Source organism: Solidesulfovibrio fructosivorans JJ] (assembly GCF_000179555.1).
Classification (GTDB): domain Bacteria; phylum Desulfobacterota; class Desulfovibrionia; order Desulfovibrionales; family Desulfovibrionaceae; genus Solidesulfovibrio; species Solidesulfovibrio fructosivorans.
In genome coordinates, this window is sequence record NZ_AECZ01000023.1 from 1 (window position 1) to 23,019 (window position 23,019).

Sequence of the window (23,019 nt, forward strand, 5' to 3'; positions counted from 1 at the left end):
CCCCTCCCAAAGACTTTTAATAATGATGATATTACATTATAATTATTCAGTATTATTATAAAATTTAGGAAGGGGAGAGCGCGAGAGGGGAGAACCCTTTTTAAAGGGTTTCCCCTCTCGCTCCTTCTTGTTACTTAATCTTCTATGATCAGCATCACGCGGCGGGTGTTCCTGCGCCTGATGGGCGCGGCGGTGGTGGTGGGGCGTTGGCCCGGCCGGGCATGGGCCTTTGTGTTGGCGAACTTTCCCGTGCGCACGGTGGAGATCGAGGATTTCGGCTTCGAGCCGGCCACGGGCATGGTCACCTATGCCGACGGCACGGCCGCGCTCTATGTCCTGACCGTGGACGGACTGGTGGAAACGCCCCGGCAGATTTCCTACGCGTCCCTGCGCGCCCTGCCCCAAGAGTCCCAGACCTCGGATTTCCACTGCGTCGAGGGCTGGGACGTGGATGACCTGCACTGGCGCGGCCTGCGCCTGGCCGTCCTGGCCGATCTGGTCAAACCGAAGCCCGAGGCCCGCTACGTGATCTTTCATTCCCTGGGCCGCACCCGTTCGCGTCCCGACGGGCTCGATCACTATGTCGAATGCCTGCCTCTGGGCGATCTCCTCGATCCACGCCTGGAATACCTGCTTGGCCTGGACCTTGCCGGCAATCCCCTGCCGCTGGAGCATGGGGCCCCCATGCGACTGGTGTGTCCGTACGATTTAGCCTACAAGGGCGCGAAATTTATTACGCGCCTGGAGTTCGCCGCCGATCCCGTGGACGGCTGGTGGACGCGGGCCAACGGCATCTACGACAGGATCGCGCCGGTCGAGCCGGAGCGGCTGCGCCGGCCGGACCCGCGCCGGTCCCGGTCGTAATCGCCGTTATAAGGGGAAAATCGGTATGAGCCACGAAACGGGGCTGGTGGTCGTCTGGACCACCCGCGACCGGGAGGCGGCGCTCAAAATGGCGCTGCCCCATGCACGAAAAGCACGGGAAAACGGTCTTTGGCAGCGGGTGATTCTCATCGTCTGGGGGCCGTCGGCCAAGATGCTGGCCTGCGACCTCGATTTGCGCGAGGCCGTGGCCGCCTGCCGCCGGGCCGGGGTGGAAACCTTCGCCTGCCGGGAAAGCGCCACGGATTACGACGTGGCCGAACAGTTCCGACACTACGGCCTGACCCTCATCGACGCGGACGGCTTCCTGGCCGGCTACATGAAGGAAGGCTGGCGGGTGCTGACGGTGTAGAGAGTGTAAGAAACCTGGGGGAAACCTTTCTGAAGAAAGGTTTCCCCCAGACCCCCTTCCAAAGACTTTCAATAGAAACAGATCGTTGCCGGCAACTCGCCAGTAAAGTGAAAAAGTTTAGGAAGGGGAGAGCGCGAGAGGGGCTACCGCCCTTTTCAAAGGGTTTCCCCTCTCGCTTCGTATTCCCCGCATTTTCATGGACGAGCGGCGGGCGTACGCCATACGTAACCCGCCATCCCTCTTGACGTTTCCCTCTCGATGGACGACCTCCTGGAAAGACCGCCCGGCATCGTCGCCTGTCGACGGTCCTAGTGGCCAAGCGTCTTTGCGGGGTCTCCGGGGCGTGTCTTTTGACGGGCGATCCCGGGGGCGGCTTTTCGGCGGCCGCAGGTAAAACCGCGCCGCCATCATGGCCAACACGGGAGAGCGCCATGAGCGAGTATCCATACGAAGCGCAATTGCTGCTGCGTCTTGTCATTGCGGTCTGTTGTGGCTCGATCCTGGGGTACGAGCGGGAACGCCACGGCATAAGCGCCGGCCTGCGCACCAATCTCCTGGTGTGTCTCGGCTCCGCCCTCATGATGGTTATCTCAAAATATTTCTACTACTTGGATGGTGAGGACTCGGGGAGCATCCCCCTTGGCCTCGATCCCTCGCGCATCGGCGCGCAGATCGTCACCGGCGTGGGCTTTCTGGGGGCGGGCGTGATCATCAAGGACCGGGGCGCGATTCGCGGCCTGACCACGGCCGCGACCCTGTGGTTCAACGCCGGCGTCGGCATGGCGCTCGGAGCGGGCATGGTGCTCATCCCGGTTTCCTGCACCCTCCTCGGCGTGGTTTCCCTGACCATCCTCAAGCACCTCCAGAGCCTGATCAGGCGCGAGGTCGTCCGGGTGATCAGCATCACCTGTCAGGAAACGCGGGAAACCCTCGACAATCTGCTGCATTTTTTCCGCGCCCGCGACCTCGACGTGGAGAACCTGAGCCTGACCAAGGTCACGGATGGCCTTTCCACCTACTGCTTCACCCTGCGTTGCGACTGGTCTTGCCTGGACGCCGTCAGCTGCATCCGCGATCTGGCCGGCATCGACTGCGTGCAGAAGGTCAAGATGCGCTAGGCCCCGTCCAGGTCAGCAGGCCGGGATCACGGCCGCGAGCAGCCGGGTCAGGGTCGCTTCGGCCTGTTTAGCGGTGGCGATGACCGCTTCCAGGGTGGTTTCGGCCATGCAGTCCGGCAGGTTGACGTTGGTCAGGCACGAGATGGCCAGGACCTCCATGCCGGCGTGCCGGGCGGCGATGACTTCGGTCACGGTGGACATGCCCACGGCGTCGGCCCCGAGGAGCTTGAGCATCCGGGTCTCGGCCGGCGTCTCCAGGCTCGGGCCGAGCACTCCGGCGTAGACCCCGCGTTCCAGCCGGATGCCGAGCGACAGCGCCGTTCGGTCGGCGATTTCGCCCAGGCGCGGCGAGTAGGCTTTGCTCATATCCGGGAAGCGCGGTCCCGTGGCCTCGTCGTTGGGGCCGACCAGCGGGTTTTTCCCGGTCAGGTTGATGTGGTCGGTTATGCGCATGAGCCCGCCGGCGCAAAAATGCGGATCAAGGGCTCCGGCGGCGTTGGTGAGGACGAGCGTTTTGACGCCGAGCCCGGCAAGCAGCCGCACCCCGGCGGCCACTTCGGCTGGGGCGTAGCCCTCGTAGAGGTGGAGCCGGCCCGAAAGCAGGGCCACCGGCCGGCCGCCGAGGGTGCCGTAGGCCAGCGCCCCGGCGTGGCTCGGGGCGGTGGAGCGGGGGAACCCGGGGATATCGGCCGTGGCCATTTCCCGTTTGTCCGCGACCGCCGCGGCGATGCCGCCAAGGCCCGTGCCGGCCACGAGTCCGACGGCACCCGCCGGGCAGGGGCCGAGGACTGACGCGACGGCTTTCATACCCTTTGCATCTTCCCCATAATCCATATAGGTTACTCCTGTTCCCGGACCCACTAGCATGGGGACGGCCGGTCGGAAAGGGGGAGGCCTTTTCCGTCGGCGTCGTTTTCCAACTCAAGCGCACAAGCGGACGGGGCCATGGATCTCGGAACCTTTCTCGGCCTTGCCTCGGGCATCGCCCTGGTGCTTGGGGCCATCTTCATGGGCGGCACGTTGACGGAATTCGTCAATGGGCCGAGCATCATGATCGTCGTCGGCGGCACGTTGGCTTCCATCTGTGTGGCCTACCCCATGGGCGAAGTCCGGCAGGCCTTCGCGGCCATGATGCAGATTTTTTCCTCGCGCAAGGTGCGCGATGCGGAAGTCGTCAACATGATGGTGCGCATCGCCGAGATCAGCCGCCGCGAGGGGCTGATCGCCCTGGAAAACATCCACACCGAAAACGCCATCCTCAAAAAGGCTTGTCAGCTCATCGCCGACAACGCCGACCCGGCGCTCATCCGCGACACGGTGCGCATCGAGATCGGCTCCATGAAGCGCCGCCATGCCGTGGGCGAGGCCGTGTTCAAGTCCCTGGCCGGCTACGCGCCGTCCTTCGGCATGATCGGCACGCTTATCGGCCTGGTCCAGATGCTCACCCGCCTAAACGACCCCAAGACCCTGGGGCCGGCCATGGCCGTGGCGATCATCACCACGTTTTACGGCTCCATGATGTCCACGCTGTTTTTCCTGCCCGTGGCCGGCAAGCTGCGCGCCCGCACCCTCAACGAAACCCTGCAGCTGGAGATCATCTTCGAGGGCGCCAAGTGCATCCTGGAGAACAACAACCCCAGGCTCGTCTACGAGAAGCTGTCCTCGTTTATTGCCCCACGGGAGCGCCGTTATGAGCGACGATGAGCAAACCGGTTTTGATGATGACGACGAGGAGGTCGAGGCCTCCAGCCAATGGCTGACCACCCTCTCCGACTTGTCCATGCTCCTCATGACCTTTTTCATCATGCTCTTTTCCATGTCGAGCCTGGACGTCAAGAAGTTCACGGATTCGTTCTCCTCGGTGCGAAACGCGCTCGGCAACAAAAGCAAGGCCATCACCACGGGCCCCATCGCCACGCCCGACATGTCCACCCTGGTCGAGCAGGCCCGCATCCGCCAACGCATCATCGGCGAGCAGCGCCGCGTCTACGACCAGTTCCGCTCCTATGTTTCGACCAAGGGCCTCGACGGCGTGGTCGCCGCCACCCTTGAGGCGGGCAAGATCACCATCGGCTTTCCCGCCGGCGTGCTTTTCCCCAAGGACGGCGTCGACCTGACCGAGGAGGGCAAGCAGCGGCTTCGCACCGTGTACGACTTTCTCATCAAGACCGCGGGGGAACGCATCAACATCCGGGGGTTTACCGACAACCAGCCGCCCGGGGCGGGGAGCCGTTTTCGCGACAATTGGGAAGTTTCCTCGTTGCGGGCCGTTGCCGTCCTGCGGTATATGGTGTCCTTGGGCATGCCCCCCAACCGATTGACAGCCACCGGATTAGCTGATTTAGAACCCCTCTACCCGAACGATACCCCGGCGCATCGGGCGCGCAACCAACGCGTGGAGTTCGTCTTGGAACGCTGGATCGGCGAGTAGGAGCCCGGCATGGACTTTACGTTCAAGCTGGAAGGCGAGGTCGGCAAGCGCGCCGCCTACAGGGAGCGCGTGCGGGGCCTGTTCGCCCGGTTGGAGGGCGACGAGACGGCTTACGTCGTTCACGACGTCAGCGCCTCGGGTGTGGCCCTGGTCGATGCCGAAGGGCGTCTCGAGTCCGGGCGCAAGGGCCTTTTGAGTCTGGCCATCGGCCCCAAGACGCTCATTGCCGGACTGCCGGTCATGGTGGCCCGCATCGGTGGGCAGGGCTTGGTCGGGCTGGCCTTCGGAGAGCTTTCGTTGCGCCAGGAAGCCTGGCTCGACAAGCTGGTGCTGGAGATTCAAAAACGGCGCATCGATCTGCGCAAGGCGCGGGAGATGGCCGATAACCTTGAGGATAAAAAGACGGATCGTGCCGACGAACAAACATAAGGTCCTGGTTGCCAACCGGGGCGAGATCGCCATGCGCATCATCCAGGCTTGCGTTTCGCTCGGCCTGGATTTTGTTTGCGTCCATACCAAGGCCGACGCGGACTCGGGCCATCTGGCCCTGGCCCGCTCCCTGGGCGGCCCCGAGGCCGCCTACCGCGTAAGCTCCTACCACGACGCCAACGAGCTTCTGGCCGTGGCCGACCATGCCGGAGCGACCGCCATCCACCCGGGCTACGGCTTTTTCGCCGAGGATTTCCGCTTCGCCCGCCGCGTGTCCGAGCGTTCGCGCCCCCTGGTCTTTATCGGCCCCTCCTGGCGCATCATCCGGTCGCTCGGCGACAAGATCAACACCAAGCGCCTGGCCAGAAGCCTGTCCATCCCCACGGTCCCCGGCTCGGACCGTCCGGTCTACGACGAGATGGAGGCCGAGGAGATCGCCGAGACCCTGTTCGCCTTCCAGGCCGAGCAGGGCATCGCCAACTCCGTGGTCCTGGTCAAGGCCTCGGCCGGCGGCGGGGGCATGGGCATCGAGGAAATTTACGACATCGATCAGTTCAAGACCGTCTACCGGCGCGTGCGCAACTACGCCAAGCGCCAGTTCCACGACGAGGGCGTGCTGATCGAGCAGCGCATTTTCGACTTCAACCACCTCGAGGTGCAAATCGTCGCCGACCGCACGGGCAAGGGCATCGTGCACTTCGGCACGCGCAACTGCACCATCCAGTCCACGGGCCGGCAAAAGCGCGTGGAGGTGGCTCCCGGATTCCGCCCGGAGGAGATCGACTATTCCTTCGACGCGGCCAAGGTCCTCGACGACATCGTGGGCTACTCCCTGGCCATGGCCCGCGAGGTGGGCTACGACAACGTCGGCACCTGGGAGTGGATCGTCTCGCCCACGGGCCAGCCGTTCCTCATGGAGGTCAACACCCGCATCCAGGTGGAAAACGGCGTGTCCGCGGCCATCTCGCGCATCCGGGGCCAGGGGGACGTCAACCTCATCGCCGAGCAGATACGTCTTGGCCTCGGCGCGCCTCTGGGCTATGACCAATCCGACGTGACCTTTGAAGGCGTCGGCGTCGAATACCGCATCATCGCCGAGGACCCGGCCAACCGCTTCACTCCCTGGGTCGGCCGCATCGACCAGTTTCTGGCCCCGAGCCTGCCCTGGGCGAAGCTCTACACCCACATCCCCATGGACGCCCCCTACGAAATCCCCACGGACTACGACCCCAACCTGGCCCTGGCCATCATCTGGGGCGGGGATCTGGCCGAGGCCAAAAAGCGCGGAGTGGCCTACCTCGACGAGTTGACCCTGTCCGGTGAGGACGGCTCCGGAGCGGAGCTTAAGTCCAACGTCCGGTTTCTGCGGGACAAGACCGCCACCATCCTGCAATTCTAGCCTCCCGGTCGCGCGCCGGTCCGCCAAAGGCCAAGGCCGGCGGTCGGGCGCGCGCCGGGACGCTTGGGAATACGCCATATGGAAATCGAAAAGCGCGTCGTCGAACTGGCCGATCGCTTAAGCTACATAAAGGACATCTTCGGCGGGCGCGACAACGCCAATATCGCGCTCATGGAGTCCCGCCTGGAGGATCTGGCCGCCCGGGACAAGTCCGCTCCCGGCGAAAAGGCCCAGATGTTGCGGCAGATCGAGGATCTGTTCGCCTTTCTGGAGAAAAAGCTCGACGAAGAGCTCGTCCCCATGGACATGGTGCGCATCGTGCGCCACCCCGGCCGGGTGAGCCTCAAGGACATCCTGGAAAACGTCTACGATAACTACACCGAGATCGGCGGCCAGGACGAGTACTCCATCGACCCGAGCATGCTCATCGCCCGGGCCTACATCACCCGGCGCAAGGGCGATAAGGTCATAAACCAGCCCGTCATGGTCATCGGCCAGGAAAAGGGCCACGGCCAGGAATTTCGCAACGGCGGCTCGGTCAAGCCCTGGGGCAACGCCAAGGCCCTCCAGTATATGAAGGTGGCCGAGACCGAACGCATCCCCATCCATACCTACGTCTTCACCCCCGGGGCCTTTCCGGTGGAGGACTTCCCGGGCGCGGCCCAGCAGATCGCCCGCAACCTCTACGAGATGGCCGGGCTGCGTGTGCCCGTCGTGTCGGTCATTTCCGAGGGCGGCTCGGGCGGGGCCGAGGCCATCGGCCTGTCCGACGTGCGCATGATGTTCTCGCGCGGCTACTACTCCGTCATCTCCCCGGAAGGCGCGGCCGCCATCGAGGCCGGCATCCGGCAGGGCCAGCGGGTCAGCCCCGACCTCATCGCCCAGTGCGCCAAGCGGCTCAACATCACCGCCGCCGACAACCTGCGCATGGGCTACATCGACAAGGTCATCGAGGAGCCGCCGCTCGGCGCGCGGCCCCATCACTACGACTTCTTCAAGGACCTGCGCCAGGAGGTCATCCAGGCCACGGACCAGGTCTTCCTCGGCATCGCCGGGTTCAAGCTCTACCGGGCCCTGGTCGCCTCCAAGCGCAAGGACGCCACCGACGCCGAGAGCATGTTCGTGCGCTGGACCCTCGACGACGCCGCCGCCGACCGGCTGGTCTGGAAGCGCTACTGCAAGTACCGCCGCATGGCCGAGACGGCTTACCGCGACAGCCGCCCCTCCGGCGCGCGCATCGCCTCACGGGCCCAGAGCGTCTTGTGGTCGGGCTATTCTTTTTTGCGCTACGACTTTGTCGGCAAGTATCTGAAGAATTTTAAGAAGACCGTCGGCGACCTGGAGGCTGAGGCCCGGCTCGTGGCCAGCCGGCTGACCGCGCCCCTGCGCAAGGGCCGCGACAAGAACGCCCCCGTCACCTGCGATCCGGAAAAAAGCCGCATGCTGGTGGAGCTGTCCCAGCCCGAGCAGGGGGCCTGTCTGGAGGACTTCGGCTGGCGCTACGTCAGCCCCAAGGCCGCCGAGGACAAGGCCGTCACCTGCCCCGAGGCCAAGACCTACGGCTGCCCGGACCTCTGGGCCCCGGACCTCTACGGCGACTTCGCCGGCGTGTGCGTCCACTGCGGCCACCACTTCCCCATGGAATACCAGTGGGTGCTCGGCAACGTCTTCGACCCGGAATCGGTGGTGGAATTCGACGGCGATATCGAGGCCGGAAATCCGCTCGACTACCCGGGCTTCGAGGACAAAATCGAGGCCGCCAAGAAAAAGACCGGCCGCAAGTCCGCCTGCGTGTCCATCGACGCCAAGATCGACGGCGTCAAACTCGTGTGCGCCGTGCTCTATTCCGCCTTTCGCGGCGGCTCGGTCGGCGCGGCCGAGGGCGAGAAGTTCATCCGGGCCCTGGCCAGGGCCAGACGGCGGCACTACCCGTTTCTGGCCTACGTCCACGGCACGGCCGGCATCCGCATCCAGGAGAGCTTAAACGGCCTTATCCAGATGCCCCGCGTCACCATGGCTGTGCGGCGCTACATCGAAAGCGGCGGCCTCTACGTGGTGCTTTACGACACCAACTCCTACGCCGGCCCGGTGGCGAGCTTCCTCGGCTGCTCGCCCTACCAGTTCTCCGTGCGCTCGGCCAACATCGGCTTCGCCGGTCCGGGCGTCATCAAGGAAACCACCGGCATCGACATCCCGCCCGATTACCACCGGGCGCATAACGCCCTGGCCCGGGGCCATATCCAGGGCATTTGGGACCGCCGTGAGATTCGCAAGAATCTCAAGCAGGTGCTCCTCACCATCGGCGGCCGGAATTTGTATTATCGGTAGGAAGAGGGGGGAGGAGGATGATGCCTCCGGCGGCCGGGGGGAAACTTTTTGAAAAAAGTTTCCCCCCGGACCCCCTTTCAAAAACTTTTAATAGGATAGCATTGTATTGGGTCCTCACCATCGATTGGACAGGGGACCGGAAGAGAAATGATGCCCGGCTATGGGGAGCGGGGCCTGGGCCGGCGGGGCTGTTCGGGGACGCGAAGGCGTATTCTTCGAATATGCGCCGCGCGCGGCCGACGACAGTGCCTCTTGGATCTCCTTGCCGGGAGGCCCCCCTCGGACCCCCTATGCATGGGAAATGGGTGTTGTTGCCAGGGGGCCAATGTAACACCATTCGAAATTCCAAGGTCGCGCCCGAGAAGGCCGACAGGGGAAGCGCGTGATAGACGTCAAAGCCTTACTGGAAAAGATAAAGGCCTCGCCTTACGAGGAAATCGTGGTCGCCGCGCCGCATACCGGCGTGGTCCGTTTCGCCGACATCGACGCCGGGACCCGGGTCGTGCCGACTTCCGGGAGCTACGGCGAAAAGCCGGGAACGCTTCTGGCCAAGCTTACCCGCGAACACAACGACAAGCCCATTTACGCCGAAGCCAAGGGCGTCATCGGCCAAGTGCGCCGGGAACTCGAGGGGACCTTCGTCGAGGCCGGCGCCGAGCTGGGCGTTATCCGCCATTACCTGTCCAAGGACGAGGTCATCGCTTCCATCCTACAGCAGGTGCTCTACCTTTTCCGCGCCCCGGAGCGGGCCAAGTATTATTTCATCCCCAGCGTGGACAAGAAGGTCAAGGCCTCGGGGCCGCGCTCGGTGACGGTCAAGGACGGCATGGAGCTTTTCATCGTTTCGCGTATGAAACGGGAAAAGCCGCTTACCTACGAAGGGCCGGAAGGCATCATCTACGCGGTGTATTTTCAGCACGACCTGAACGTGGACCAGGGCGCGCCCCTTGTGGGCGTGTGCCCCGAGTCCCAGACGAGCCTCATCCAGGACGTGGTCAACCGGGTGCGCACGGACTGGGAGGAAAGGGAGTAGCCATGGGAAAGTACCTGCAGATACGCGTCACGGCGACGACCTATGACGAGGTGGCGGCCGAGGACCGTTACAGCAGGCTGTACGCCCTGGCCTGGCCCGTGGCGGCGACGCCGCCCGTGGAGCACCGTGGCCTGCTGGAATTGACCCAGGCTTTGGACGACAGGGTGCGGCTGGGCGATCTGCCCGGGACCGACCGGCAGGCGCTTTTGCCCGGTGTGGAAAAGGCCATGGCCCTCAAGGCGTCCCTGGAAGCGGCCCTTGGCGACCGCGATCCCAAGAGCGCGGACAGCCTGAGCTACGCCCTGGAAGACGCCCTGGGCGAGCTGGAAAAGCTCGCTCCCAAACCGTAATCATTTTTTGAAAGACGCGCTTCGGCGCGGGCGCAGGAGGCAGTATATGGCCGGCAGCATCAACAAGGTCATCTTAGTCGGCCGGCTCGGGCAGGATCCCAAGCTGACCTATTTGCCCTCGGGCAGCCCGGTGGCCAACTTTTCCGTGGCCACGGACGAATCCTACAAGGACCGCGACGGCAACAAGGTCGAGCGCACCGAATGGCACCGGGTGGCCGTGTACGGCCGTTCGGCGGAGTTTTGCGGCAATTACCTTTCCAAGGGCCGGCTGGTCTATATCGAGGGGACGCTTCGCACCCGCAGCTGGGACGACCAGCAGGGCCAGAAGCGCTATACCACCGAGGTGGTGGTGACCGGGCCGGGACATACCGTCCAGGGTCTCGATTCGCGCGGCGGCATGGCGGCGGACGCGCCCATGGGCGAAGAGGGCTTCGGGTCCCAGCAGGGCGGCCGGCGCTCCTACCAGGGCGGGGGACAGCAGGGCGGCGGACAGCAGGGCGGCGGCTACGGCGGCCCGCGCGGCGGCGGTCAGCAGGGCGGTGGTCCGCGTGGCCAGCAGCCGCCGCGAGGGCAGGACGAGGATCTCGGCCCGGCCTTCCCGTCCGAAGCCTCGGGCATGGACGACGTGCCGTTCTAGCGGGCGCGGCGCGGGATTTTCAGCCCCATCGGGCGGGGACGTCCGCGCGGCAGATCTGCATTGACCGTGCGCCCGGCATGGGGCGTGCCGGCCGCCTTGAAGCGAAAGCTTTTGACGAGCCCGGTGGGGAACTTTTCGTACGGAAAAGTTCCCCACCGGGCTCGTTGCTTTTGAAAAACCTCTAGAAAAGCGCCTTGTCCTCGCTTTTGTCCACCTCGGGCGGCTCGGAGGCGACGTTGCGGGCGCTTTTGGGCGTGGAGGCGAACCCCGGGCCCCGGGCGCTCGGCGGCAGGAACTTGATGGAGGCAAGCAGCGCCTTTTCGGCCTTGGGATCGAAGACGGCCGGCGAGAAGTCGGCCACGCGCTGGCGCACGCGTTCGAGCTGCTCCGGCGTCAGCTGCCGCATAAGCGCCGCCTTGGCCTTGGCGGCCCGGATGAGCAGCGCGTCGCCGCCCGGATCGCGGCTGGCCAGGGTCAGCCAGAAAAGGGCGCTTTCGAAATCGCGCGGCACCACCCGCCCGTCGTAATAAAACGTCGCCAGCATGGCCTGGGCCTGGGGAAATCCCTGGCCGGCGGCCAATCTGTACCAGCGAAACGCCTCCCGGGGATCGGCCGTGGTGCCCCGGCCGGTCAGCTCCATGGTGGCCACGTTGCACCGCGCATGGGGATCGCCCTGGTCCGCCGCCTCGCGCATGAGGCCAAGCGCCTTGGCCTCGTCGGCCGGACCGCCTTTGCCCGTCAGGTACATGAGGCCGAGGTTGAACTGGGCCCGCGAATCGCCGGCCTTGGCCGCCATTTCGTACCATTTGCGGGCGGCGGTGAAATCCGGCGGTCCGGCCAGACCCTTGGAGAGCAGCGACCCCAGGGCGAATCCGGCCTCGGCATCGCCGGCGCCCGCCGCCTCGCGGTAGAAATCCATGGCCTTGGCCAGGTTGGCGGCGCTGGGGAACTCCTCCTCGGACAGGGCGGCCAGAAGCGTCTTGGCCTCGGGCAGGCCCGCCGCCGCCGCCAGCCGGCACCAGCGGAAGGCCTCGGCCGGATTGCCGGCCACGCCCTCCTGGGCCAGATGGAGCAGGGCCATGGCGTACATGGCCTCGGCATCGCCGGCCCAGGCCGCCTGGGACAAAAGCCGCGTGCCCGTGGCCGCGTCCCCGGGCAGCCGGCCGCGCAGCATGCCGAGCCCGAGCAGCGTGGCCGCGCCGGCGTCGCCGGCTTTCGCCGCCTTGTCGCAAAATTTCACGGCCCGCCCGGCGTCGCGCCGGTCCTCGCTTCCGGCGGCGAAAAGGCGGCAGACTCTGCCGGCGGCCGCGTCGTCCGCCTCGCCGGCCTTGTCGTAGAGGGCAAGCGCCCGGTCCGGGTCGCGGAAAACGCCGAGCCCGGCGTAATACATGTCGGCCAGCCGCAGCATGGCCGGCACATATCCTGCGTCGGCGGCCTTGGCGAAAAGTCTTGCCGCTTCCAGGGGATAGGCGGTCACGCCCTGGCCGGAGAGATAGGTCAGCCCCAGGGCGTAGGCGGCGGGGGCATAGCCGGCCTCGGCCGCCCGTCGCCGCAGTTCGGCCGCCTTGGCCGGGTCCTTGGGCACGCCCCGGCCGGTTGCGTACAGGTCGGCCAGACGGTTTATGGCGGCCGCGTCCCCGGCCTCGCCGGCCGTCTGGAAGTAGTGGGCCGCCGCCGCCGTGTCGCCGCGGGCGTCCCCGGCTTCGGAGAGCGACAGAAGGGCCTGCCCCAGGTCCATGGCCGCCTGCCGGTCGCCCTTGGCCGCCGCCTGGCGCAGCAGGGCGAGCGCCTTGTCGGTATCGGCGGCCGCGCCACGGCCGGCAAGCAACATCTCGCCGAGCCTGGCCATGCCGACCGGATTCCCCCGGTCGGCCGCCCGGCGATACCAGGCCACGGCCGCCGCGTTTTCGCCCTTTTCCCGCAACAGGTCGCCGGCCTTGACCATACCCGGCACAAGGTTTTTCTTTGCCGCCGCCGTGAAAAGCGCCAAGGCCCGCAACAGGTCGCGGGGCGCATCCCGGCCGGATTCGAGCAAAAGCCCCAGCCGGTAGGAGGAGGGGGCCGAACCCCGGGCCGCCGCTTCCTGAAGCAACGGCAGGGCCTCTTTGCCCTTCCCCTGGTCGTACAGCCGCGATCCGCGTTCGGGCGTGCCGCAACACACCGCGATCAGCCCGAACGCGCCCAAAAGGATCAGGCCGCAAAATATCGCGCCGGCAATGCGGCAGCGTCGGGCGATGTTTGGTGCGTGCGTGGGCATGGCTTCAAATAGGGAAAAGGGGGTTTTTTGAAAGGGCGCTAGCCCCTCTCGCGCGCTTCCTTTTTGCAGCTTTATGTCGGTGACATCCCAATATTATTAAAAGTCTTTGGAAGGGGGGCCCGGGGGGATAACCTTTCTTCAGAAAGGTTTCCCCCCGGCGCATTTTAAAAATGGATCTTGCCGATATGTGCGTCAAAGGGCCTCGCCGGTCAATCCCCGTGACTCAAAACTGGGGGATGACCAGGCTCAGGTAGGGCTGCCCGGCCAGGTGGAGGGCCATGGTGGCCAGGGCCCCGGCGGCGATGGCCGGCCCGTAGCACAGCCGGTAGCCCCGGCCCTTGCGCGTGCCGGCGAGGCGCATCCAGGCGAGCCAGACGAAAAACTGCGCCCCGCCGGCGATGCTCGTGAAAAGGACGGCCGTCAGCAGCGCCTGGGTGCCGAGCCCCGCGCCGACCATGGCCATGAGCTTGACGTCGCCGGCCCCGAGCACGCCGAAAAGGTGGGGGATCAGGAAGACGATGAAGCCGCCGGCAAGCCCCAGGGCCGAGGACGTGAGCCCGGTCGTGCCGGAAAAAACGCCGTGCAGGAGCAGCAGGGCGGCCGCGACTGGAAAGGTGATGGCATTGGGGATGCGCTTGGTGCGGATGTCGATGACGGCGCAGGCGACGCAGGCCGCGGCCGTGAGCGCGAAGGCGAGCAGGGTTTCCGAATCCGGCGGCATGGCGGCTCCCGTGGGTTTGCCCCTTGGTAGCGGCAATGGGCCGCCTTGTCCATGACGCCCGGGTTCGAGGGGATGCCTTGCGGTCATGGCCTTGACGCCGGGGATGGAAAAAGTCAGTTCTTCCGGGGAGAGAGGTGAACCTTCACGGGCGGTTCGGCCTTGGCCGGAGCGCATCGGAGTCCGCATGGCAATCGATGCCGCCAACGACGCGTCCTTGCTCGCCGCCCTTGAGGGCGTTACCGCCGAGCGCGACCGATTGCTCGTCGCCTTGCGGGAGGCCGAGGCGGCTGGCGAACGGCTGCGCGGCGAGGCCCAGGCGGGCATGCAGGTCAAGGCCGACTTCATGGCCCGCATGACCCACGAGCTGCGCACGCCCCTTTCGGCTATCATCGGGCTGGCCAATCTGGCCGTTCCCCTGGCCACCGACCCGCGCGTCCGCGACTATCTGGCCAAGATCACCGCCTCGGCCACCGGCCTGCTCGGCGTGGTGGACGACATCACCGATTTCGCCCGGCTGGAAAAAGGGCAGGTCGAGCTTGTCCCGGTGCCCTTCGATCTGGGCCAGGCGCTGCGCAGGGTGATCGGGCGCTTCGCGACGGCGGCCAAGTCCGGGGGGCTGTCCCTGGAGCCGGACCTGGACCTGCGCGTCCCCATGCGGCTTGTCGGCGACAACGCCCGCCTGGAAGGCGTGCTCGGCCATCTGGTCGGCAATGCCGTCAAATTCACCGAGCGCGGTTCCGTGCGCCTGGGCGTGGAGCTGGTGGAGCGCCATGGCGGCCGGGTCAAGTTGGGCTTTACCGTGGCCGACACGGGCATCGGCATGGAAAGCGACGCCATCCCGGCCATGCTCGATTCCTTCACCCAGGCCGACGGCTCCCTGTCGCGGCCCTACGGCGGCACGGGGCTGGGGCTGGCCCTGGTGCGGCGCGGCGTGGAACTGCTTGGCGGCGAGCTGGAAGTCACCAGCCGGCCGGGGCAGGGCTCCCGCTTTTTTTTCACCTGCCCTTTCGAGGAGGACACGGCCGGGCAGCGGGCCGTTTCGACCGTCGCGGCCGCGCCGGCCCGACCGGCCGGGGCCGCGATTTTGTCCGCGCCATCGGAAGTCCGACCCGGCGCGACCGGTCCCCTGGCCGGGGCCTTGATCCTGCTTGTGGAGGACAACTCCATCAACCAGCAGGTGGCCCGGGAAATGCTCGAACGCTTCGGCGCGGTGGTGGATGTGGCCGGCGGCGGCCGCGAGGCCGTGGAAATGGCGCGGCTGGCGTTTTACGACGCCGTGCTCATGGACGTGCAGATGCCGGTCATGGACGGGCTGGCCGCCACACGGGCCATACGGCGTTTGCCCGGCTGCGGCGATCTGCCCATCGTGGCCCTGACCGCCCATGCGCTTTCCGGGGACCGGCAGCGCTGCCTGGAAGCGGGCATGAACGATTACCTGACCAAACCCATCGACCCGGCGAGGCTGCTTGCCGCCCTGGGCCAGTGGATCGCGCCGGCGGCCGAGGCGGGCCGCAAGATGGCGGCTTCGGCGGACGCGTCTGGTCCCCGGGAGGACCAGGCCGCCGCGCCGGCCGTTTGCGGCCTGGACGAAGCCGAGGCCCTGGAGCGGCTCGGCGGCAACGGGCAGTTGCTGGCGAGCATCGCCTTGGAGTTTGTGCGCGATTACGCCACGAGCGGCCGGACCATTACCCGGCGGCTGGCGGCGGGCGACCTGGAGGGGGCGCGGCGGCTGGCCCATACGGTCAAGGGCGTGGCCGGCAACATCGCGGCCCAGGCGCTGGCCGATGCCGCGCGGGACCTGGAGGCCACCCTGGGCAAGGGGGAACTGCCGTCCGACCAGGCGCTCGGAGCCTACGCCGCCGCCCTGGCCGAAACCGTGGAGGGTGCCGCCCGGCTTGCGCCACCGCCGCAGTCCCCGCCCGAGTGCGCCCTGACCGGCTGTTGGAAGGTGCTGCTCGTGGACGACGCCAAGCTCAACCGGGCCATCTTTTCCCAGATTTTGCGTAGCGCCGGGCATGAGGTCGTAACGGCCGTCAACGGCAAGGACGCCTGCCGGGCGCTTTTCGGGCAAAAGGCTTCCGGCCGCCCCTTCGACTGCATCCTCATGGACATCGAGATGCCGGAATTGGACGGCCCGGCCGCCACCCGTATCATCCGCAAGCTGCTTGCCGACGGGGTGAGTCCGCCATGTCCGCCGGATATTCCCATCATGGCGCTGACCTCCCATGACGCGGCCCCGGAACTGGCGCGCGGCCTGGAGGCCGGCATGGACGGCTGCCTGCGCAAGGTGTTCGAGTACGAGGAACTGTTGGCGGCGCTTGGCCGCGTCATGGAAGGCCGCCAGTCCGTTCCGGCGGGGGCGACGCATGCGGGACGGGAAGCCGTGGCGGAACCGGCGGAAATGACCGCGAACCTCGCGCCGCTGCTGCGCCGTCTGGCCGCGCATCTGGCCGAAGGCAGCATTCAGGCCGACGAGGACGTGGCGGCGCTCGGCCGGGCCGTTCCCGGCCGCGTTGGCGCGAAGGAAATGGCGGAATTGCGCCGGGCCGTTACGCGCTACGATTTCGCCGAGGCCCTGGAGGCCTTGCGGCGTTTGGCCCGGGCGGCCGGCCTGGACGAAGACGACCTCGCCCTGTCGGCCAAGCCGGTTTGTCTCCGGTAAGGGCTGGCCGGTACGGTCATTTGCGACGGATCTTGCTTCCGATGTACAGGCCGATGGCCACGGAGAATATGAGGACAAGCATTACGATAGCCAGATTGGCGCCCATAAGTCCCTCCCTTGTCCGGCCGGACGGGCCGGTCGGGGCAGCATAACGGGGAAGGCGTCCGGGCGCAAAAGGGAATGCTTCCCGGTAAAGGAGCAGGACCATGGGCACCGTCGTTTCCGGTCTGCGCGGCTTGGTCACGAATCTTTTTTGCCGCCGGCCGGCCATCTCCCGCGAGGAGACGGCCGCGATCTTCCGGGAAAAGTACAACCATTTCCAATCGCTGCTCGAATCAAACACCGAGCTGCTCAAGATTTTTTCGGAAATCGAGGTCATGCTCGAGGGCCGCGAGGTGTTCGGCATGGCCTTTATCCGCTCGCGGTCGAGCCGGGCCGTGTTCCACGCCATCCGCATGATCAAAAGCTTCGAGCGCCTCTCCGGCAAGCCTCAGCCCGGGCTTTTGGCCCTGGTCGAACGGCTCTCGTCCGAAATCAAGACGGTGATCGCCGGCCGGGTCAATCCCTATCGCGGAAAGCTCGTGATCCCCATGACGGAAGTGACGGGCGACATGGTGGACCAAGTGGGCGGCAAGAGCGCCAACCTCGGCGAACTCGCGGGCAAGGTCGGGTTGCCGTCGCCGCCCGGGTTCGCCGTGACCACCGCCGCCTTCCGGTCCTTTTTCGAGGAGGCGGGGCTGTTCGAGACCGTGGCCAGCATACGCCTCGGCATCGCGCCCGACGATCCGGCCTCCATGGCCGCCGCCGCCGAGGACATCCAGGCCGCCATCCTGCGCGCGAAGCTCCCCGAGGCCGCCTCGCGCGAGATAGACGCGGCCGTGGCCGCCGCCACGGGCGGGGACGCGACCGTGCGCTTCGCCGTGCGCTCGAGCGCCATCGGCGAGGACGGCGAGCTGTCCTTTGCCGGCCAGTACCTCACCATGCTCGGCGTCGCCCCGGACCGCATCGGCAGCGCCTACAAGTTCGTGCTGGCCAGCCTTTTCACGCCCCGGGCCATGTCCTACCGCCTGCTCAAGGGCATCCCCGACGACGACGTGGCCATGGCCGTGGCCTGTCTGGTCCTGGTGCCGTCCGCCGCGGCCGGCGTGCTCTACACGCGCCTGCCCGAGGACCCGTATCGCAATGCGGTGCTGCTTAACGCCGTATGGGGCCTTGGGCCCTATGCCGTGGACGGCGTCATCACCCCGGACAGCTTCATCCTCGACCGCGACACCCTGGCCATTGCCGAACGCGTGGTCACGGACAAGCCGCGCATGCTCGTGCCGTCGCCGACGGGCGGCGGGCTTGCCGACGTGGCCGTGCCCGAGGACAAGCGCCGGGAGCCGAGTCTTTCCGACGACGACGCCCGGACCCTGGCCGGCTGGGGGCTGGCCCTGGAGCGCCATTTCGGCCGGCCCCAGGATATGGAATGGGCCGTCGACGGGCGGGGGCGGCTTTGGGTTTTGCAGTCGCGCCGGCTGACCGCCCTGTCGGCGGCGGCCCCGCGCCCCGCGCCGCCCGTGCCCGGGGCCGAGATCATCGCCCTGGGCGGACAGGCGGCCTGCTCGGGCGTCGGTTGCGGCCCGGTCCACACGGTTTTGGCCGACGACGACCTGGACGCCTTTCCCCAGGGCGCGGTGCTGGTCGCGCCCCACAGCGATCCCCGGTTCATGGTGGCCATGCGCCGGGCGGCGGCCATCGTCACCGACCACGGCAGCGTCACCGGGCACATGGCCTCGCTGTCCCGGGAATTCGGCGTGCCCACGCTCCTGGGGCTCGATGGCGTCACGGGCATCCTTGCGCCGGGAGAGGTCGTCACCGTGGACGCGGCCTCGGGCCGGATCTATCGGGGCCGGGTGGAGGCGCTTTTGGCCAAGGCCCCGGCCGAGGCGGCGTTCATGGCCGGCACGCAGGTCCACGCCATCCTGGCCGACGTGGCCGCGCGCGTCGTGCCGCTGACCCTGCTCGATCCCAAGGCCCCGGCCTTCAAGCCGGACGGCTGCCGCACCGTGCACGATGTGACGCGCTTGCTCCACGAATGGTCCTACGGCGAGATGTTCACGGTCAGCGACCTGGCCGCTGACGGGCGGGGGGGGAGCGTGATCCTCGACGCCACCACCGGCCTCGACCTGCACATCATCGACCTTGGCGGCGGCATCCGCGAGGCGGCGGCCGGCAAATCGCGGGTCGCGCCCGAGGACATCGCCTCGCGCCCCTTTGCCGCGCTTTTAACCGGCCTTGTGCTGACCGGCGAAGCCCGGGTCGCCCGGCCCGTGAATCTCGGCGGCTTTTTCTCCGTCATGTCCGAGCAGATGTTTTCCCAGCCCGGGGCCGGCGCCGAGCGTTTCGGCGACAAGTCCTACGCCATCATCTCGGACAAGTACCTCAACTTCAGCTCCCGCGTGGGCTACCACTACGGCGTGCTCGACTGCTACTGCGGGGCCACGGTCAACAAGAACTACATCACCTTTTCCTTTGCCGGGGGCGCGGCCGACGACGTCAAGCGTTCCCGCCGGGCCAGGGCCATCGGCCGCATCCTGGAGGCGCTGGGATTCGTGGTCGAGGCCGCCGCCGACCGCGTGGCCGGCCGGTTCCAGAAGTTCCCGGCCGACATCATCGCGGAAAAACTCGGGCACATGGGCAGGCTTTTGCAGTTCACCCGACAGACGGATATGCTCATGGTCAGCGAGGCGAGCATCGACGCCATGGTGGCCTGTTTTCTTTCGGGCGCGCCTTGTTTCGATCCCGCCTGGACTCCCTCCGCCCCCGCGTCCAAAACCGACTGAGCGTTGCGTCTGCGACCAAGGAGAATGCCCCTATGCCGCGTTTTGCCGCCAACCTGACCATGCTCTTCACCGAAGTGCCCTTTTCGGAGCGTTTCGCCGCCGCCAGGGACGCCGGGTTCCGGTTTGTCGAATACCTTTTCCCCTACGCCTCTCCGGCCGGGGAACTGGCCTCGCGTCTGGCCGAAAACGGCCTCTCCCAGGTGCTTTTCAACCTGCCCTGCGGCGACTGGGCCGGAGGTGAGCGCGGCATCGCGGCGCTGCCCGGCCGCGAATCCGAATTTCGCGACGGCGTGGGGCTGGCCCTGGGATACGCCAAGGCCCTGGATGTGGCCCGGCTCAACTGTCTGGCCGGAAAACTGCCGGACGGCGTTTCGCCCGAGGACGCCTTCGAGACGCTTCTCGAGAACGTGGCCTTCGCCGCCGACGCCCTGGCCGCCGAGGGGCGTACCCTCGTCATCGAGGCCATCAACCATTTCGATATTCCCGGTTTTCTGCTGAATACCACCGAGCAGGTCATGGACGTGATCGACGCCACCGCGCGCGACAACGTGGCCATGCAGTACGACGTCTACCATGCCCAGCGCGAGGAAGGGGAGCTGGCCGCCAACATCGCCGCCAACCTGCCGCGCATCGGGCATGTGCAGATCGCGGACAATCCCGGCCGGCATCAGCCCGGCACCGGGGAAATCCGTTTTCCTTTCCTCTTTTCCGAACTGGACCGTATGGGCTATGACGGCTACGTCGGCCTGGAATACGTGCCCGATCCCGATACCCGCGCTTCCCTGGCCTGGATAGCGGAGATGGGCCTGTCGCTATAACACGTCCCCGTTAAAGGGGGTTCGGGGGGAATTATTCCCCCCGGCGGTGGGGTTCAGGAGGGGCGGCGCCCCTCCTGGCCGCCGGAGGCACCATATGAAAAAAATCGGATTCATCGGCCTGGGCATCATGGGCAAGCCCATGTGTCGCAACCTGCTTACGGCCGGCTACGAGCTGACGGTGTTCAGTCGCACCGCGAAAAACGTCGAGGCCGTGACCGCCCATGGCGCGACCTATGCCCCGTCGCCGGCGGAGGTGGCCAGGGCCAGCGAGCTGGTCATCACCATGGTGCCGGATTCGCCCGAGGTGCGCGCGGTGGTGCTTGGCGAAGGCGGCGTCATCGAAGGGGCGCGGGAGGGGCTCTATGTCGTGGACATGAGTTCCATCGCGCCCCTGGCCAGCCGGGAGATCGGGGCCGCGTTGGCCGAAAAGGGCGTGCGGTTTCTGGACGCGCCGGTCAGCGGCGGCGAACCCAAGGCCGTGGACGGGACGCTTACGGTCATGGCCGGCGGCGACGCGGCCGATTTCGAGGCGGTAAGGCCGGTGCTGCTCGCCATGGCCGCCTCGGTGACCCGCGTGGGCGAGGTCGGGGCCGGCAACGTGGCCAAGCTGGCCAACCAGGTCGTGGTGGCGCTCAACATAGCGGCCATGTCCGAGGCGTTTGTCCTGGCGGCCAAGGCCGGGGTGGAGCCGGATCTCGTCTATCAGGCCATCCGGGGAGGGCTTGCCGGCAGCACGGTGCTCGACGCCAAGGCGCCGCTGGTCATGGACCGCAAGTTCGAACCGGGGTTTCGCATCAAGCTCCACGTCAAGGATCTGGCCAACGTCCTGCGCACGGCAAACGAATTGCATGTGCCCCTGCCGTTTACCGCCTCGGTGATGGAAGTCATGCAGGCCATGCTGGCCGACGGCTGCGGCGAGGACGATCATGGCGGCATCATTCGCTATTTCGAGAAACTGGCTCATGTGACGGTGGAGCGATAAATCGTTATTTTGTCGAAAAGTCGACATTCTTCCCAGCCACGCCGCCTGTTCGGGGCACAATCGCGGCGCATCGCGCGCCGTAAAAGGAGACTTCCGTGCGCTATCGGAAACTGACGCTGGCCCTGGCTCTGGCCGTGTGTCTGAGCGGGGCGATCGCTTTGGCGGCCAAGGTCATGAGCGTGTCCGTGCGTGACGGGCAAGTGCGCCAGTCGCCCTCATTCCTGGGCAAGATCGTGGGCAAGGCCAGTTACGGCCAGAGCGTGGACGTGAGCGCCGAGCAGGGCGACTGGGCCAAGGTCACCTTGCCCGGCGGCGTTTCGGGCTGGATGCACCGCACGGCCCTGACCACCGAGAAGCTGGCCCTGGCTTCGGGCGGCGCGGGCGGCACGGGCAGCGTTTCCGGCAAGGAAATGGCCCTGGCCGGCAAGGGCTTTTCCGCCCAGGTCGAGGCCGATTACCGCCGCAGCCACGGCGGCGACTTCGCCGCCATCGACGCCATGGAACGCATCAGCTACAATCCATCGCAACTGTTGGCCTTTTTGAGCAAGGGCGACGTGCATCCCCAGGGAGGCGCGAAATGAGGTCGCGTATCCTTCTTTCCCTGGCCGCGCTGTTTGTGTTCGGCTTCGCGCTTTACGGCTGCAACAACCCCGAGGGGCTTTCCCGCGTGCTCGATTCCTTCGGCGCAAGCGTCGGCGGCGGGCAAGTCGGCGGCTATGCCGCCTCGGCCGTGAAAAGCGTCAAGGCCGTGGCCCACGCCGCCGAGGACTTCACGCCCGAGCAGGAATACTACATCGGCCGGGCTGTCGGCGCGTCGCTTCTGACCAAATACCATCCCTACCACGACGCCAAGGCCAACGCCTACGTCAACGAAGTGGGCCAGGCCCTGGCCATGTTCTCCGACATGCCCCAGACCTACGGCGGCTACCACTTCCTCATCATGGACTCCGCCGAGATCAACGCCTTTGCCGCCCCGGGCGGGCTCGTCTTCATCACGCGCGGCATGCTGCGCTGCTGTTCCGGCGAAAACGCCCTGGCCGCCGTGCTGGCCCACGAGATCGCCCACGTGGAGCACAAGGACGCCCTTCGCGCCATCAAGCGCGCCCGCACCACCGAGGCCCTGGCCATCATCGGCGGCGAGGCCCTCAAGCAGGCCGGAGGTTCGGACGTGGCCCGCCTGACCAACATCTTCGCGGACTCCATCGGCGACATCATGACCACCATGGTCAACAACGGCTATTCCCGCACCCTGGAGTACGAAGCCGACAAAGCTGCCGTCACCATTCTCGTCCGCACCGGCTACAACCCCTCCGGGCTGCCGGATATGCTGGAGGAGATGCAAAAGCGGCTTACCCCCGGCGGCGCGGATTTCGCCAAGACGCACCCCGCGCCCTCCGACCGCATCCACGAGCTGGCCAATCTGGCCCGGGTGGCCGAAATCAACGAGCCCCCGGCGCGCATGGCCCGCTTCAAGGCGGCGTTGGGGAATATCTAAGGGGGCCGGGGCGCTGCCCCGGTTCTGCCAGGGGCGCTGCCCTGGACCTGCCAGGGGCGCTGCCCTGGACCTGCCAGGGGCGCTGCCCTGGACCTGCCAGGGGCGCTGCCCCTGGACCTGCCAGGGGCGCCGCCCCTGGACCCCGCCCGGAGAGGCTCTGCCTCTCCGGGACCTCTCCGCCGGGGGACTTGATGTCCCCCGGACCCCCTTTTACCGGGTTGGGATGGTGGGTGGAGGAGCGGGGAGACGGTGTTGGTTGGGTTGATCTTGTCGCCGCAATCGGCCCGGCGGCACGAGGCG

20 protein-coding genes are annotated in these 23,019 nt (G+C 66.7%); 17 read left to right on the forward strand and 3 right to left on the reverse strand.

Translation table 11 applies throughout. The features are described 5' to 3' along the window. The first annotated feature begins 144 nt into the window (after positions 1-144). From DESFRDRAFT_RS14800 to DESFRDRAFT_RS14810, 3 genes are all read left to right on the forward strand, one after another. On the forward strand, positions 145-864 hold the full coding sequence (locus tag DESFRDRAFT_RS14800) for a molybdopterin-dependent oxidoreductase (RefSeq protein ID WP_005995224.1): 720 nt from the start codon (positions 145-147) through the stop codon (positions 862-864). 25 nt (positions 865-889) lie between these two features. Then, complete coding sequence (locus tag DESFRDRAFT_RS14805; protein WP_005995226.1) at positions 890-1,234, forward strand: hypothetical protein; 345 nt, start codon at positions 890-892, stop codon at positions 1,232-1,234. 431 nt (positions 1,235-1,665) lie between these two features. Beyond that, a complete protein-coding gene (locus DESFRDRAFT_RS14810; RefSeq protein ID WP_005995228.1) occupies positions 1,666-2,352 on the forward strand; it encodes an MgtC/SapB family protein in 687 nt (228 codons plus the stop codon). 12 nt (positions 2,353-2,364) lie between these two features. On the opposite strand, the gene DESFRDRAFT_RS14815 is transcribed toward DESFRDRAFT_RS14810, so the two are convergent. Beyond that, a complete protein-coding gene (locus DESFRDRAFT_RS14815; protein ID WP_005995230.1) occupies positions 2,365-3,186 on the reverse strand; it encodes a purine-nucleoside phosphorylase in 822 nt (273 codons plus the stop codon). Positions 3,187-3,297: 111 nt separating this feature from the next. On the opposite strand from DESFRDRAFT_RS14815, the gene DESFRDRAFT_RS14820 reads away from it, so the two are divergent. From DESFRDRAFT_RS14820 to DESFRDRAFT_RS14855, 8 genes are all read left to right on the forward strand, one after another. Then, positions 3,298-4,056, forward strand: coding sequence for a motility protein A (locus DESFRDRAFT_RS14820; RefSeq protein ID WP_005995231.1), 759 nt, complete (start codon positions 3,298-3,300; stop codon positions 4,054-4,056). After that, positions 4,043-4,783 carry an OmpA/MotB family protein gene (locus tag DESFRDRAFT_RS14825; protein ID WP_005995233.1) on the forward strand — a complete coding sequence of 247 codons (741 nt, stop codon included), beginning with the start codon at positions 4,043-4,045 and terminating at the stop codon, positions 4,781-4,783. The genes DESFRDRAFT_RS14820 and DESFRDRAFT_RS14825 overlap by 14 nt, the downstream gene beginning before the upstream one ends. Before the next feature lie 9 nt (positions 4,784-4,792). After that, complete coding sequence (locus DESFRDRAFT_RS14830; RefSeq protein ID WP_005995234.1) at positions 4,793-5,212, forward strand: PilZ domain-containing protein; 420 nt, start codon at positions 4,793-4,795, stop codon at positions 5,210-5,212. Further along, positions 5,193-6,611, forward strand: a complete 1,419-nt coding sequence (locus DESFRDRAFT_RS14835) for a biotin carboxylase N-terminal domain-containing protein (protein ID WP_043794976.1) — start codon at positions 5,193-5,195, stop codon at positions 6,609-6,611. The genes DESFRDRAFT_RS14830 and DESFRDRAFT_RS14835 overlap by 20 nt, the downstream gene beginning before the upstream one ends. Positions 6,612-6,689: 78 nt before the next feature. Next, on the forward strand, positions 6,690-8,939 hold the full coding sequence (locus DESFRDRAFT_RS14840; protein WP_005995239.1) for an acetyl-CoA carboxylase carboxyl transferase subunit alpha/beta: 2,250 nt from the start codon (positions 6,690-6,692) through the stop codon (positions 8,937-8,939). Between the two features lie 382 nt (positions 8,940-9,321). Continuing rightward, positions 9,322-9,972, forward strand: coding sequence for a hypothetical protein (locus DESFRDRAFT_RS14845; protein WP_005995241.1), 651 nt, complete (start codon positions 9,322-9,324; stop codon positions 9,970-9,972). A gap of 2 nt (positions 9,973-9,974) precedes the next feature. Further along, positions 9,975-10,322 (forward strand): hypothetical protein, encoded by a 348-nt coding sequence (locus DESFRDRAFT_RS14850; RefSeq protein WP_005995242.1) that lies wholly within the window; start codon positions 9,975-9,977, stop codon positions 10,320-10,322. A gap of 46 nt (positions 10,323-10,368) precedes the next feature. Next, on the forward strand, positions 10,369-10,959 hold the full coding sequence (locus DESFRDRAFT_RS14855; RefSeq protein ID WP_005995244.1) for a single-stranded DNA-binding protein: 591 nt from the start codon (positions 10,369-10,371) through the stop codon (positions 10,957-10,959). Between the two features lie 181 nt (positions 10,960-11,140). On the opposite strand, the gene DESFRDRAFT_RS14860 is transcribed toward DESFRDRAFT_RS14855, so the two are convergent. Beyond that, positions 11,141-13,216, reverse strand: coding sequence for a tetratricopeptide repeat protein (locus DESFRDRAFT_RS14860; protein WP_005995246.1), 2,076 nt, complete (start codon positions 13,214-13,216; stop codon positions 11,141-11,143). Positions 13,217-13,439: 223 nt separating this feature from the next. After that, on the reverse strand, positions 13,440-13,937 hold the full coding sequence (locus tag DESFRDRAFT_RS14865) for an A24 family peptidase (protein WP_005995249.1): 498 nt from the start codon (positions 13,935-13,937) through the stop codon (positions 13,440-13,442). Positions 13,938-14,121: 184 nt separating this feature from the next. On the opposite strand from DESFRDRAFT_RS14865, the gene DESFRDRAFT_RS14870 reads away from it, so the two are divergent. The 6 genes from DESFRDRAFT_RS14870 to DESFRDRAFT_RS14895 all read left to right on the forward strand — a co-directional run bounded on the left by DESFRDRAFT_RS14870 (position 14,122) and on the right by DESFRDRAFT_RS14895 (position 22,719). Next, positions 14,122-16,599 (forward strand): response regulator, encoded by a 2,478-nt coding sequence (locus DESFRDRAFT_RS14870; protein ID WP_005995251.1) that lies wholly within the window; start codon positions 14,122-14,124, stop codon positions 16,597-16,599. A gap of 206 nt (positions 16,600-16,805) precedes the next feature. Next, positions 16,806-19,424 carry a PEP/pyruvate-binding domain-containing protein gene (locus DESFRDRAFT_RS14875; RefSeq protein ID WP_005995253.1) on the forward strand — a complete coding sequence of 873 codons (2,619 nt, stop codon included), beginning with the start codon at positions 16,806-16,808 and terminating at the stop codon, positions 19,422-19,424. Positions 19,425-19,456: 32 nt separating this feature from the next. Then, on the forward strand, positions 19,457-20,242 hold the full coding sequence (gene hyi, locus DESFRDRAFT_RS14880) for a hydroxypyruvate isomerase (RefSeq protein WP_005995255.1): 786 nt from the start codon (positions 19,457-19,459) through the stop codon (positions 20,240-20,242). Positions 20,243-20,336: 94 nt separating this feature from the next. Continuing rightward, positions 20,337-21,224 (forward strand): 2-hydroxy-3-oxopropionate reductase, encoded by an 888-nt coding sequence (garR, locus tag DESFRDRAFT_RS14885; protein WP_005995257.1) that lies wholly within the window; start codon positions 20,337-20,339, stop codon positions 21,222-21,224. 95 nt (positions 21,225-21,319) lie between these two features. Then, positions 21,320-21,805, forward strand: a complete 486-nt coding sequence (locus DESFRDRAFT_RS14890) for an SH3 domain-containing protein (RefSeq protein WP_005995259.1) — start codon at positions 21,320-21,322, stop codon at positions 21,803-21,805. Further along, a complete protein-coding gene (locus DESFRDRAFT_RS14895; RefSeq protein WP_005995260.1) occupies positions 21,802-22,719 on the forward strand; it encodes a M48 family metallopeptidase in 918 nt (305 codons plus the stop codon). The genes DESFRDRAFT_RS14890 and DESFRDRAFT_RS14895 overlap by 4 nt, the downstream gene beginning before the upstream one ends. Positions 22,720-23,019 lie beyond the last annotated feature (300 nt).

Coding starts and splice junctions, on each gene's coding strand:
- DESFRDRAFT_RS14865 (WP_005995249.1), bottom strand. CDS start 13,937: ATGCCGCCGGATTCGGAAACCCTGCTCGCCTTCGCGCTCACGGCCGCG.
- DESFRDRAFT_RS14895 (WP_005995260.1), top strand. CDS start 21,802: ATGAGGTCGCGTATCCTTCTTTCCCTGGCCGCGCTGTTTGTGTTCGGC.
- DESFRDRAFT_RS14825 (WP_005995233.1), top strand. CDS start 4,043: ATGAGCGACGATGAGCAAACCGGTTTTGATGATGACGACGAGGAGGTC.
- DESFRDRAFT_RS14860 (WP_005995246.1), bottom strand. CDS start 13,216: ATGCCCACGCACGCACCAAACATCGCCCGACGCTGCCGCATTGCCGGC.
- DESFRDRAFT_RS14850 (WP_005995242.1), top strand. CDS start 9,975: ATGGGAAAGTACCTGCAGATACGCGTCACGGCGACGACCTATGACGAG.
- garR (WP_005995257.1), top strand. CDS start 20,337: ATGAAAAAAATCGGATTCATCGGCCTGGGCATCATGGGCAAGCCCATG.
- DESFRDRAFT_RS14870 (WP_005995251.1), top strand. CDS start 14,122: ATGGCAATCGATGCCGCCAACGACGCGTCCTTGCTCGCCGCCCTTGAG.
- DESFRDRAFT_RS14800 (WP_005995224.1), top strand. CDS start 145: ATGATCAGCATCACGCGGCGGGTGTTCCTGCGCCTGATGGGCGCGGCG.
- DESFRDRAFT_RS14815 (WP_005995230.1), bottom strand. CDS start 3,186: ATGGATTATGGGGAAGATGCAAAGGGTATGAAAGCCGTCGCGTCAGTC.
- DESFRDRAFT_RS14810 (WP_005995228.1), top strand. CDS start 1,666: ATGAGCGAGTATCCATACGAAGCGCAATTGCTGCTGCGTCTTGTCATT.
- DESFRDRAFT_RS14840 (WP_005995239.1), top strand. CDS start 6,690: ATGGAAATCGAAAAGCGCGTCGTCGAACTGGCCGATCGCTTAAGCTAC.
- DESFRDRAFT_RS14855 (WP_005995244.1), top strand. CDS start 10,369: ATGGCCGGCAGCATCAACAAGGTCATCTTAGTCGGCCGGCTCGGGCAG.
- DESFRDRAFT_RS14805 (WP_005995226.1), top strand. CDS start 890: ATGAGCCACGAAACGGGGCTGGTGGTCGTCTGGACCACCCGCGACCGG.
- DESFRDRAFT_RS14830 (WP_005995234.1), top strand. CDS start 4,793: ATGGACTTTACGTTCAAGCTGGAAGGCGAGGTCGGCAAGCGCGCCGCC.
- DESFRDRAFT_RS14875 (WP_005995253.1), top strand. CDS start 16,806: ATGGGCACCGTCGTTTCCGGTCTGCGCGGCTTGGTCACGAATCTTTTT.
- hyi (WP_005995255.1), top strand. CDS start 19,457: ATGCCGCGTTTTGCCGCCAACCTGACCATGCTCTTCACCGAAGTGCCC.
- DESFRDRAFT_RS14820 (WP_005995231.1), top strand. CDS start 3,298: ATGGATCTCGGAACCTTTCTCGGCCTTGCCTCGGGCATCGCCCTGGTG.